Raw genomic sequence first — 11,364 nt, forward strand, 5'->3', positions numbered from 1 at the left:
GGCCGGGTCAGACCGGCGACGCCGTCTGCAGAGGGCTCGCAGTGCGAGGGTGCGCGGAAGCCCTTACAGTGCAAGGTTTGCGACACCCAGACCTGAGCTGCTGAGTAAAGGCCGTTTCCGCAGGGTGCGCGGTGATCGCAGAATCCGGGCGTCTTGTGGGGGCCGCAGCCGGTGGGCGCTTTTCCGCGGCCCCACCACTGCTCCGTGTCATCCAGATTCGGCGACCCGTGCTGGTTCAGGCCTCGGCGTGGCGGCCGAGCGTCGGGCTCGGAAGGCGACGACCAGCAGCAGGGCACCGGCCAAGACGACGAGTCCGGCGCTGACCGCGGCGACGTGCATCGCGTCGATGACGACAATCAAGCCTAAGGGTCGGGTCGGTCGGGCCGCACGTGTCCACGGCGGTATTCACGTCCTTCGGGACAACCTCAAGAACGGTGCCGACTCGATGTGCCGCATGCCAAGCCCGCAGGTGCGTGGCAGATCATCCAGCCTCGACGGCGGCACCGAGGAGGGCGTACGCGCCAACTTCGCCCGCGGCCCGGACGGGACGGTCCAGTGGTTCCGTTTCGGCGGCCGCATCTCCGCCGCGGCACGCCTCACGCCGCCCGTGGCGGACGGCGGGCCACCACCTTGAAACCGCGGTCGCTCCTGTCCTAACTTGGCGGGGGCTGCATGGGTGGGCGGCCACGGTAGCGACGTTTGGTGTCGCGGTCATCACGGCCCCTCCTCACAGGCACATCGCCCGGAGGGTCAGGCCGGAAACACCGCTGGATCCACACACCCGGTCTCCGACGTTGTCCGCCACACATACCATGCCGGGCGTGCGGCAGCTTATGAACGTCGTGTCCGGTGCCGGCGCCCTCGGGGTACGACTGGGGCTCCTGGTGCTGGCGATCGCCGCGATCATGTTCCTGGTCGCGGCGCACCGCCAGGCATTGTCAAAGGCGCTGGCCAGCACGATGGTCAGTGGGTGCGGCGAACTGGCTTCGGCGCGGAGTTTACCGAAGCGGGTGATTGTCGCGGGCCGGGCACGACCGCACCCGGCTAACGCGTTGACAGCGCCCATCTCCGGCAAGGCGTGCGTCTGGTACCGCGTCGTCGTGTGGCACGGCGGCCCGGGACACAGCCCCAGGAGGCGCTATGTGTACAGCACGTCCGATCCGTTCAGTGTCGAGGACGACACGGGCACGGTCCACGTCTCGGGCCGGCTGGTCTCCCGATTCCTGCACGACGATGACATCTACAACGGGGTCGCTGCCGACCTGGTGGAGATAACCGCGCTCGCCGCCGGTCGGCACGCGGACGCATTGGAACGGTTGGAGCGTGCGGGCGTCTTCTCCTTCAACCACCGTCGGGACGTCTACGAGATCACCGAGTACCGGTTGGAGCAGAACCGGGCGATCACCGTGCTCGCCCGGCCACAGCGGGGCCGGCTCGGTGTCATGCTTACCGCGGGTGTCGGCGTCTGCGGCGTCGCGAGCCAGCCGCTCGACGAGCTTTTCACCGACGCCCGATATCAGGCGAAGGGCACCCGCTCGATGACCCGCGGCCTCACCTACGGCGGCGGCGCGCTCCTCGCCGTCGGACTGCTGCTCCAGGTGCCGACCTGGATTGCCGGCTGAGGTCGAGTAGCCGGGAGGAGGCTCGCGGCCGACCGGGCCAGGGACGGGTCGGAACGCGTCGCGGTGACCACGCAGTTCCAAATTTCCGCGGCGCGGCCAACTGGACGCGCTGTTGGCGACGCGAACCGCGTCTGCCGGCGGGCCCGTCACCGCGGGCGGATCGTCTGCGGCCCCGACCGATGAGGCGTCCGGCGCCGCGGACGGGGACCGACCATGAACCGGCGGTCTGTGTACGGGCTGCTCATTGCCCAAGCGGTTTCGGTCACCGGCACCCGGATGTCGGTCGTGGCGGTGCCCTGGTTCGTGCTGCAGACCACCGGCGACGCCCTGCTGACCGGCGTCGCCGTGTTCGTGGAGATGAGCACCCTGGTCGCGGCGCGCGTACTCGGCGGACCGCTGGTCGACCGTATCGGACCGCGGATAACCAGCGTCGGCGGTGACGTGATCGCCGGATTGGTGCTCGGCGTGGTGCCCCTGTTGTACGTCGCCGGCCTGCTCGCTTATCCGGTTCTGCTCGTACTGGTCGGGGTCGTCGGGTTGTTCCGCGGCCCGTCGGACAACGCGAAGTACGCGATGGTGCCCGACGTCGCGGCCACCGCCGGCTGGAGCAACGAACGGGCCGCCGGCCTGGCCGACACTGTTCAACGCCTCGGCTCGATGATCGGCGCGCCGCTGGGCGCAGTGCTGATCGCGCTGGTCGGCGCTCCTGCGGTCATCGCGCTGGACGCGGCCAGCTTCCTGCTCGCCGCCGCGCTGGTGGCGGCACTGGTCCGGGTCCGGCGGGCCGAACCCGACCCCGCCGAGGCGGACCACCGCACCGGTGTCGGCGGCTACCTCGCCGACCTCGGGGCCGGGCTGCGCTTCGTCCGGCGTGACCCGCTGCTACGGGCGATCGTCACGATGGTGCTGCTGACGAACATGCTCGACCAAGCACTGACGGCGGTACTCATCCCGGTATGGGCGACCGAGCGCTTCGACGACGCCGCACCCCTCGGCCTCGTCTTCGGCGCGCTGAGCGCCGGAGCCGTCATAGGGTCGCTGCTCGTGTCGATGTACGGCGCGCGCTTGCCGCGATGGCGCACGTACGCCCTGGCATTCCTGCTCGGCGCCGTTCCGCGGATCTTCGTGCTGGTGCTGCCGGTCGGGCTACCCGTCGTCGCCGGCGTCGCGCTCGTCGGCGGGGTACTCATCGGGGCCATCAACCCGTTGCTGTCCGCTGCCGAGTTCGCACGCATCCCGGCCGGCCTGCGGGCGCGTGTCCTCGGCGCGGTCAGCGGCCTGGCCTGGGCCGGCATCCCGCTCGGCGGGCTCGTGGGCGGTGTGCTCGCGTCGACGCTTGGTGCCACCGGCGGTATCCTCGTCGTGGGGACGGCGTACCTGCTGGTCACCCTGAACCCGCTGATTCGTAGGCGCACGTGGCGGCTGATGAACCGGCCTGCCTCAGCCACCACCCCGGTCTCTGTGCCGGCCTGACTACCTCGCGCACGGATCCGCTTATTGCTCAGGATCGGTCAGCCTCGCGCTGCCAGTTCAGCAGCCGCAGCGGCCGGTAGCCGTCCGCTTCGAGTTGAGCGAGCTCGCCGCCGACGTCGACGGAGTGGTGCCGTAGAAGTGCACGTTCTCGTGGTAGCGGGGCCAGATGTGGGCCAGCAGTTCGTCGGCGCGGACTCACTGGCCTTACAGGGCGGCCCGGTCCTCTCTTAGACTCTGGTCAATAAGGGTTTCCGGTTGCCGGAGGTCAGGGCGGCATCGATGTTCATGCCAGCGTGCGGCGTGGTGGCGTGACACGGGGAAGGGCCTTCGGTACGAGCAAAGGCGACTAGACCAGCACGACCGAAGGCCCAACCCTGTCTGTACACCTTGTCGCCGGGTTCGCCGCAGCCACCACCCCGGCCACGCTCGCTGATCACCTGCCCACCGCCCGGCCGCGTCACTCGACGCGGAATGGGCCGTACTCGCTCCGCACGTGCCTGCCGGGACCGGTCGCGGTCGGCCGATCATCTATCCGCGCCGCGACGTCGTCGACGCGATCCGCTACCTCGACCGGACCGGCTGTCCGTGCGACGCGCTGCCCGCCGTCCTCCCGCACCACAAACTCGTCTACCACTACTTCAAGACCTGGACCGCCGACGGCCGACGCTTGGCCGGGCCACGGTCGTAGGTCAATGAAACAAGTAGCCGAGAAGCGGACGTCGCGCTCGATGCCGTCGGCTCGCCGGGCCCGCGTGCCCTGCCGTCGTCGTGCACGACGGCGATCGGTACGACTAGCGCGCCTGCGGGATGTCGGAGCCGTAACGGGTCGGCCGCCGCCGACACGGCGGTCGATCCTTCGGGGCACCGAGCACCGTGACACACGACCGGGACACCGCGGGGCGCAACCCGTGTAGAAAGGGACAGCCGCCGGACGGCCGACGGTGCGCCCGAAGCCAGCGGCATGCCCACTCAACCCGCCCGAGGTGAGTTCCTCGCCTTGTCCGGCCCCCCGGTGCTCCTGCTTCCGCGATTCGCGTACGCGGGCGCCGATCAGGTGCCGACGCGGCGTGTCTCGTAGGCCCACATGACGATCTCGACGCGGTTGCGGGCGTTGAGCTTGCGCATCAGGGCGGCGATGTGGGTCTTGACGGTGCTGAGGCTGATGGACAGCTCATCGCCGATCTCGCTGTTGGTCCGGCCGCGAGCGGCAGCCAGCAGGACCTGTTCCTCGCGAGCGGTCAGCGGCTCGACAGGCTCAGCTGGCACCGGGCGCGAGCGGCTGTTCGCGAAGGAGGACAGGAGCCTCGCGGTGATGTTCGGTGCGATCAGGGCGTCGCCGCGGGCGGCGGCATGGATGGCCTGGGTGAGCATCTCGGCGCCGGCGTCCTTGAGGAGGAAGCCTCGGGCGCCTGCCTTCAGCGCGCCGTAGACGTACTCGTCGAGGTCGAAAGTGGTGATGACGACGACGGCCAGAGGATCGGCGACGTCGGCCCCGGCGAGCTGGCGGGTGGCTTCGATCCCGTCGACCTCGGGCATGCGGATGTCCAGCAGGCACACATCGGGACGCAGCGAACGGGCCATGGCGATCGCCCGGCGGCCGTCGGCGGCCTCGCCGACGACGGCGATGCCCGGTTGGGCCTCCAAGATCATGCAGAGCCCTGCCCTGACGATGTCCTGGTCGTCAGCGACCAGCACACGGATGGTCATGACGCGCGCGCTGTCCGAGGCAGCGAGGCGTCGACGCTCCAGCCGCCGTCCGGGCCAGGTCCCGCCCGGAGGGTGCCGCCGAGCAGGCTCGCCCGCTCGGCCATGCCGCGCAGCCCGTAGCCGGCGTGCGGGGAGCTGGTCGTACTCGCCTTGCCGTCATCGCGCACTCGCAGGTGCACCTGGCTGCGGGATGCGGTGACGTCGACGGTGACGTGGGTGGCGCCGGAGGCGTGGCGGGTCGCGTTGGTGACCGCCTCGGCGGCGATCAGGTAGAGGGCGGTGCTGACTGCTGGCTCAACGGCCTCGACATCACCGGAGACCTGCACGCGGACGCCCAACACCTCGCCGCCGGGACGAGCGAGTCGTTCGACGTCCACCACCCCTCGCCGGGGGGCGAGATCGGCGTCCGTTCCGTCGCGCAACACGCCTACGAGGGCTCGCATCTCCTTGAGCGTCCGGGACGCCTCTTCCTCAATGGTGACCAGGGTAGCCAGCGCGCGCTTCGGATCTGCGACGGACAGCGCGCGACCTGCCTGTGCCTGGACGGCGATGGCCAAGACGCGGTGGCCGACCGTGTCGTGCAGCTCGCGGGCGAGTTCGTTGCGCTGGTGAAGCCGCACCTGCTCGATGTCGCGGTCGTAACTTTTGGTGCGGTAGCGCACTGCCGCGCCGAGCGCGGCCGAGAACAGGAAGAAGCCGTAACCGGCGACCTTCTCCGCGGGTGAGGTCGGGTCCGCGATGAGGGTGACGGGTAGCCAGATGAGGATGATGCCGAGTCCGAGGGCAGCCTCGCGAGCTGCTCCCCAGCGCAGCAGGGCGTAGGGCAACACAAGCAGCCCTGCGATGCCCAGCAGACCGGTGGCATCAATGACCGCGATCCTCGCGATGTCGAACGCGAGAACGGCTCCGAAGGCAACGGTGACTGCGGCCAGCGGCCGCGTGCGTCGCCACAGCAGGCACGCCGCGACCACGACGCTGACACCGACCAGCAGCGGCGCCCACGCCCTGTCGTCGCGCAGCAGTACCTCGACGAGCGAGATCGCGACAAGAGCCGAGGACAGCGCCCAGTCCCGCCAGACCCGCACCGGCGGGCGTGCGGGGCGAGGCTCAGCCAAGATCCCAGCACGCATGCTTCCCCCTCCCGGGACAACGTAAGGGGGCCGCCGCTCGGGCGGATCAGCCGAAAGTACTGCGGATGTCCCGCGCCTGCGGCCAGGACCGCTCGAGCCCGCAAGCGGATGTGGCGCCCGTCAACGCTGGTCATGGTTAAGACATCGAGTGAGCCGACCGGCTGACGCCAGCAAACAGGAGACGTGATGACCAGAACCGACAGACCAGCCGGGGCGCTCCAGGAAGCGCACATCCCGGTCCAGGCGAAGCTCGCCGCAGCCTGGGCCAGCTTCATGTTCCTCTACATCTACGTCGACTACCTCGCCCTGTACAAGCCCGGCTTCATCAACGACATCCTGGTCGGCGTCGTTCATGAGTTCGACACCGGCCCAACCTTTGTCGCCCTTGCGCTCACGGTCGTGGCCATCCCGATCCTCATGATCCTGCTTTCCACGACACTCCCCGCCCGTGTCAACCGCGCCACCAACCTCGTCGTGGCAACGCTCTACATTCCCGTCTCGGTGTACAACGCGGAGGGCGAGTCCTGGACCTACTTCTACTTTTACGGCCTCTCCATCGGACTCGAGCTGCTGCTCCTGGCCTTCATCCTGCGCGCCGCATGGACCTGGCCCCGGACCATTCGAGCCACCGCCGGCCGCGACCCCGCCCAGGCCCGGGTGTGACGCTCGTGGCAGGCCCGGTGTGCGGCGTCGCTGACAGCGGCTCCGGCAACAGCGACCGCGAGCAGCAGCACGATCCAGAGCGGGACGGCGCCGACGTCGCGCAGCACCACGGAGTCGCCCGCCCCGCCGGTGAGCAGCAGCGTGAGCACGAACTGCACGGCGGCGAGGACGGCGTCGGCCAGCGCGTGAACGGGCCTCGGTGCATCGGATCAACGTAGACGCGTCCGGGGCTGCCGCAGCTAGTGCTGTGACCGCATAGGTTTGCCGGGTTGCAGTTAATGTGAAGTGCTAGATGATGCCTTCTCGCTGCGGATGCGGGCCCGTTCTCGGCGTTGCGCGGCCAGGACGTCGGGATGACGGGCGTTGGCGTTGCGCCAGCGCAGATAGGCGTGCAGGGCCTGGGTCTGCGCGGGGTGGCTGCGGTGGTTTGAGTTGGCCAGGGCGAACTGCCGCAGCGGGCCGAAGTGGGCCTCGATCGGGTTGGCCAGAAGGCGTAGGTCGGGGTGAAGCACAGCTCGGCCTTGTTCTTCTTCGCCCAGCGGTGGATGTTTGCGCCGGCGTGGGCGGAGAGGTTGTCCAGTGTGATGTAGATCGGGGCGCCGTCGGGCCGGGCGGTGCGGATCGACTTCAGCGCGGCCAGGGTGTTGGCGGTGCCCTTGCGACGCCGGTTGACGCCCCAGAGCGTGTCGTCGCCGACGGAGTAGCAGCCGTAGAAGTAGGTGACGCCGTGGGTGCGGTGGTAGGTCGCAGGCAGGCGGTCGGGCTTGCCCTGCTTCGCCCAGCAGGAGCCGGCGGTGGGCCGGATCCCCAGCGGCCCGAACTCGTCAAAGGCGAAGGCCCGGTCCGGGAAGTGCTTTAGGACGTGCTCGATCCGGTCGAGTTTGGCGTCACGTTCGAGGTCGGGGGACTCCTTTCAGGTCTTGGTGCGCTGGAAGGTGATGCCGCCGGCGGCGGAGCAGGCACCGCAAGGCTTCGCGGCCGATGCGGATGACGCGTCCGTGCACGCGGTGCAGGTAGGCGGCGAGTTTGCGGATCGACCAGCGGGTGAAGGGCTGGCCGAGTTTGGTGGGACGGGTGGTGGCCGTCTGATGACGAAGTCTTCGCCGTCAGGGGTGAGTAGGCGGGGACGGCCTCCCGACCATTGAGGGTCCAGGCAGGCCAGGCCGATCTCGTTGAACCGGTGGATCACCTCCCGCACCGTGTCCTCGTCGGCTTGGACCGGCTGGGCGATCACCGGTACGCGGTTTCCGCCGGCGGACGCCAGCAGCGTTATCGCCCGCCGATAGCGCACCGAGCTGGTGCTGCCCCGGCGCACGATCTGCTGCAGCTTCTGCCCTTCCTGGTCGGTCAGTCTGCGCACCCGCACAGGCTCGGCCACCACACCTCCAGCGATCGGAACGGACGTCACCGCCCATCCAACCGCTCCGACTATCAACCCGGCGAACCTACAGCACTAGACAAGAAGATCATCGACCAAGGACTGTTTCCGTGATCGGTCGGGGTCCCCGCCGGACCGCAGGGGGTTAAAGATTAGTTGGGTGGTCACACGTACGAGGCGGCGTGAATGCGGTGGTGGTCCTCGACCGCGTAACGGTAACCCCCTGACCGGCCAGCTCCTCGGGCTGTTACTGGCATCGAAGCTATGTGATGACCCTGCTCGCACCCATGCCGGACAGCCTGAGCCGCGATCGCGTCCCCTAGCTCCGCCAGCAATACCCCTCCGGGAACGCCCGCCGCACCTGCCCGGGTGGCAGGCCGTGCGCGGCACGGCCCGCCACCTCTGAGGGTCGGTTATTCGGACGTGAGCCGGTACGCCCGGATCACGGTCTGGTCGACGGTATTGCCCGCGTTGTCGGTCGCGGCCACGCGCAGGGACACGTACCCGATCGATTGCGGGTGGTGCAGAGTGACCAGGCCGCTTTCGCCGATCTGGGTGACTCCCGTCTGGCTCCAGGTTTTTCCGTCGTCGTAGGAGACATCCACAGCGAGGGAGCGCACCGGGCCGCCAACTGTGCCCCGCCTAACATCGAGTGGGTCAGTGGGGCATGCGGCGCAGGAATGCGTCAGTCGCGCCGTTGGTGTCGCCCGGTACCAAATTCGTGGCCGCCGAGGCGAAGGCGACGTGTCGGCCGTCTCGGGTTACCACCCCGTTGTAGCTGCCGTCGTTGCCCTGTCCGCCGTCGGCCGCCAGGCTGGCCCGGACGGTCGTGCCGGCGCCCAGGTCTCGCAGAAACACGTCGGCTACACCGTTGGTGTCGCCCGACACCAGGTCGGTGGCGTCGGAGCTGAAGACAACGTACCGGCCGTCCGCGCTCATCATCGGGCCGTAACTGCTGCCGCCGGTGGCCTGCCCACCATCGGCCGTCAGACTGGCCCGGACGGTCGTGCCGGCGCGCAGGTCTCGTAGGAACACGTCGGCGACACCGTTGGTGTCGCCGGAAACCAGGTTGGTGGCCTCGGAGGTGAACGCTACGAACCGGCCGTCCGCGCTCATCGTCGGAGAGACGGTCAGCGCGTTTGCCTGTGCGCCGGTGGTGGACACGTTCACCCGCCGGAGGCTGCCGGTGCGCATGTCACGGATGAACACGTCGGCGACGCCGTTGGTGTCGCCGGGAACCAACGCCCCCTCGGAGGTGAACGTCACGTACCGGCCGTTGGCGCTGATCGCCGGTGCGTCGGACGGTGCGTCGGCGTTCGTGCCGCTGACCCGGACGGTGGTACCGGCCTGCCGGTCACGCAGGAAGATGTCGGCCACCCCGTTGGTGTCACCCGGCACCACGTTGGTGGCTTCGGAGACGAACGCCACGAACCGAGCGTCGGCGCTGATAGCCGGAGTGTAGCTGCGGGCGTCGGCCTCGGTGCCGCCATTGGTCAGGGTGACCCGGCTGGTGCTGCCCGTGCGGCGGTCGTGGACGAAGCCGTCGGAGGCCCCGTTGGTGTCGCCGGGCACCAGATTGGTGGCGTCAGACGTGAAGGAGACGTACCGGCCGTCCGGACTCAGGGACTGGCCGTAGCTGGAGCTGTCGCCCACAACTCCCACAGTGGACTGGCTGACCCGGCTCGTGGTGCCGGTGCGGCGGTCTCGAACCAGCACGTCCCAGGTGTTGTTGGTGTCGTCCGGCATCAGGTTCGGCGAGGCGGAGGCGAAGGCGACGTACCGGCCGTCCGCGCTCGCCGCAAAGGGCTCGCTGCGGTACTCGGTGGCCTGGCCGCCCCTGCTGTCCACGCTGATCCGGATGGTAGCTGGCGGTGCGGAGGCGGAGGCGGAGGCGGCAGGTGCGACGCCGACGGCGAGGCAGCCGAGCACGGCTACGCCGGCAGCGGCGGTGCTGATGGGGCGGAGCAGGCGAAATCGTACGGTCCTGTGGGTCGTGGCGGGTGTCTCGAATTGTGTCGTCATACCTGGTTGGGCTCGGGCTGGTGCGCGATTGTTCGCCCGTGTCCGGTACCCGATACTCCAGTCGCCGCCATTCGGCACCGTCGCTGCCGGGTGTGTCGACACGCGTCACCCTGCGGCACCGGTTCGCGCCCGGCCAGCGGCGGGACGCGAGTCGCCCGGCGCTACTCCAGGACTGGGTGCTGGCCGACCGAAGCCCAAATCTGACGAAGGATCGCACCAAGAGCACGGACGGACAGTGCGACGCCGAGCGGCAGGTCTACCTGCCCGCCTGTCCGGAACGGATCGGCGCGCTTGACAGGCTACCCGTGCCATCGGGCACAGCTACGACTCGACCGTCCTGGGAGAAGTGGCTCACCGGCCTGCTCCTCGAGCGGTATAGCCGGACGCGGTCGGACGGGGTGCCGCCGAGCCTTCGAACGAGCGCGGGTGGTAGACGACCGCGCGGCTGACACCCCAGACCGGGCGGATCGACGCGGCGATGCGGCCGCGGTCATCGAGGTCGACGACCGTGCCCGCCGTGCTGACCCCGGCGAGGCTGAGGTCGTGCAGGACGCCGCGCCGCCACAGCAGGGCTAGTGGGGACCACGCCGAGACGATCTGACTGACGAGGTTGTCCTTGGCGTGCAGGACGTTCCCCGCGATCGACGCGGCGACACCAAGGGCCAGGACAGCCCGGACAGCCCACCGGAGACGCTTGAGGCTCTTCAGGTCAGTCACCGGGCACCATCGATCAGAAATTGGCTGGCGAACGTGCCGAACTCGGCAGAGTCGTCAGACCGCCGGAACTCCACGGCCAGGTCGGCGAACTCGTATTCGAGCTGGACCCAGCCGTGCCAGTCGGTCAGGCTCTCGTGCGGTCCGCAGTACTGGGAGTCGCTGGTCACAGGGGCTCCTAGGATCTCAGAGCAGCCGCGTAAGTCCGTCTGCCTCGAGGTGTCCCGCTGGGAGCGGGCGGTCCGGACGCCGGGCGAGCGCTGGCGGCGCCACCTGGCCGCCGTGCTCGACGCACCGGCCGGGCTGCTGTCCGACGGGCCGGCGCGGCTCGCCGCGCGAGCACGTAGTCGCCACATCGGCGCTGGCGCGAAGCATCGGTTCGGATTCGCCAACCGCTTGTTGGCCACGCTGGTGCACTTGCGACATGGGTTGACCCATGACGTGGTGGCCGCGTGGTTCGGGGCGCACCGCTCGACGATCACCCGCAGCGTCGCCGAGGTGCGGCCGCTGCTGGCCGAGCGTGGCTGCCAGGTCAACGACGGCGTCCGGTTGCGCACCATCGCCGACGTGGTGGCATACCTGGGCCATCATCCCAAGGCGTTGATGGACGCGACCGAGGTGCGGGTCCGCCGACCGGTCGAGGGCGGGCGGGTAG

At 69.4% G+C, this 11,364-nt stretch carries 12 protein-coding genes and 2 pseudogenes; 7 read left to right on the forward strand and 7 right to left on the reverse strand.

The window, feature by feature from the left end:
• The first annotated feature begins 454 nt into the window (after positions 1–454).
• The 4 genes and pseudogenes from E1165_RS25025 to E1165_RS25040 form a co-directional block, all read left to right on the forward strand.
• The gene (locus E1165_RS25025; protein WP_132394190.1) at positions 455–634 is read left to right on the forward strand and encodes a hypothetical protein; all 180 of its coding nucleotides are present in this window, start codon (positions 455–457) and stop codon (positions 632–634) included.
• Between the two features lie 250 nt (positions 635–884).
• Positions 885–1,622, forward strand: a complete 738-nt coding sequence (locus E1165_RS25030; protein ID WP_132394191.1) for a hypothetical protein — start codon at positions 885–887, stop codon at positions 1,620–1,622.
• A gap of 213 nt (positions 1,623–1,835) precedes the next feature.
• Entirely contained in the window at positions 1,836–3,095 is a 1,260-nt protein-coding gene (locus E1165_RS25035; RefSeq protein WP_132394192.1) for an MFS transporter, read from the forward strand.
• A gap of 475 nt (positions 3,096–3,570) precedes the next feature.
• A pseudogene (locus E1165_RS25040) lies at positions 3,571–3,783 on the forward strand (transposase); the annotation flags it as partial.
• A gap of 362 nt (positions 3,784–4,145) precedes the next feature.
• Here E1165_RS25040 and E1165_RS25045 read toward each other — a convergent pair.
• Both E1165_RS25045 and E1165_RS25050 read right to left on the reverse strand, forming a co-directional pair.
• Positions 4,146–4,802 (reverse strand): response regulator transcription factor, encoded by a 657-nt coding sequence (locus tag E1165_RS25045; protein ID WP_132394194.1) that lies wholly within the window; start codon positions 4,800–4,802, stop codon positions 4,146–4,148.
• Positions 4,799–5,887, reverse strand: coding sequence for a sensor histidine kinase (locus E1165_RS25050; protein ID WP_243704983.1), 1,089 nt, complete (start codon positions 5,885–5,887; stop codon positions 4,799–4,801). The genes E1165_RS25045 and E1165_RS25050 overlap by 4 nt, the downstream gene beginning before the upstream one ends.
• Positions 5,888–6,118: 231 nt before the next feature.
• On the opposite strand from E1165_RS25050, the gene E1165_RS25055 reads away from it, so the two are divergent.
• Together E1165_RS25055 and E1165_RS25060 are read left to right on the forward strand one after the other, a co-directional pair.
• Positions 6,119–6,595 carry a DUF6326 family protein gene (locus tag E1165_RS25055; protein ID WP_132394196.1) on the forward strand — a complete coding sequence of 159 codons (477 nt, stop codon included), beginning with the start codon at positions 6,119–6,121 and terminating at the stop codon, positions 6,593–6,595.
• Positions 6,592–6,813, forward strand: a complete 222-nt coding sequence (locus E1165_RS25060) for a hypothetical protein (protein WP_132394197.1) — start codon at positions 6,592–6,594, stop codon at positions 6,811–6,813. The genes E1165_RS25055 and E1165_RS25060 overlap by 4 nt, the downstream gene beginning before the upstream one ends.
• A gap of 57 nt (positions 6,814–6,870) precedes the next feature.
• On the opposite strand, the pseudogene E1165_RS25065 reads toward E1165_RS25060, so the two are convergent.
• The 5 genes and pseudogenes from E1165_RS25065 to E1165_RS29220 all read right to left on the reverse strand — a co-directional run bounded on the left by E1165_RS25065 (position 6,871) and on the right by E1165_RS29220 (position 10,879).
• Positions 6,871–7,973 (reverse strand): annotated as a pseudogene (locus tag E1165_RS25065) (IS630 family transposase).
• Positions 7,974–8,386: 413 nt separating this feature from the next.
• Positions 8,387–8,578, reverse strand: coding sequence for a hypothetical protein (locus tag E1165_RS25070; RefSeq protein WP_132394198.1), 192 nt, complete (start codon positions 8,576–8,578; stop codon positions 8,387–8,389).
• Between the two features lie 52 nt (positions 8,579–8,630).
• Positions 8,631–9,821 (reverse strand): PD40 domain-containing protein, encoded by a 1,191-nt coding sequence (locus tag E1165_RS25075; RefSeq protein ID WP_207917032.1) that lies wholly within the window; start codon positions 9,819–9,821, stop codon positions 8,631–8,633.
• 525 nt (positions 9,822–10,346) lie between these two features.
• Entirely contained in the window at positions 10,347–10,712 is a 366-nt protein-coding gene (locus E1165_RS25080) for a hypothetical protein (protein WP_132394199.1), read from the reverse strand.
• Positions 10,709–10,879, reverse strand: a complete 171-nt coding sequence (locus E1165_RS29220) for a hypothetical protein (RefSeq protein ID WP_165945320.1) — start codon at positions 10,877–10,879, stop codon at positions 10,709–10,711. The genes E1165_RS25080 and E1165_RS29220 overlap by 4 nt, the downstream gene beginning before the upstream one ends.
• A 49-nt stretch (positions 10,880–10,928) precedes the next feature.
• Here E1165_RS29220 and E1165_RS30200 point away from each other — a divergent pair.
• The coding region (locus tag E1165_RS30200; protein WP_243704984.1) for a transposase family protein at positions 10,929–11,364 on the forward strand (436 nt) is incomplete at its 3' end.

Source organism: Micromonospora sp. KC723 (genome assembly GCF_004348595.1).
GTDB lineage: Bacteria > Actinomycetota > Actinomycetes > Mycobacteriales > Micromonosporaceae > Micromonospora.

Excerpts from the sequence above, each read along its gene's own strand:
- E1165_RS25035 (WP_132394192.1), top strand. The coding sequence starts at position 1,836 with ATGAACCGGCGGTCTGTGTACGGGCTGCTCATTGCCCAAGCGGTTTCG.
- E1165_RS25045 (WP_132394194.1), bottom strand. The coding sequence starts at position 4,802 with ATGACCATCCGTGTGCTGGTCGCTGACGACCAGGACATCGTCAGGGCA.
- E1165_RS25055 (WP_132394196.1), top strand. The coding sequence starts at position 6,119 with ATGACCAGAACCGACAGACCAGCCGGGGCGCTCCAGGAAGCGCACATC.
- E1165_RS25025 (WP_132394190.1), top strand. The coding sequence starts at position 455 with ATGCCAAGCCCGCAGGTGCGTGGCAGATCATCCAGCCTCGACGGCGGC.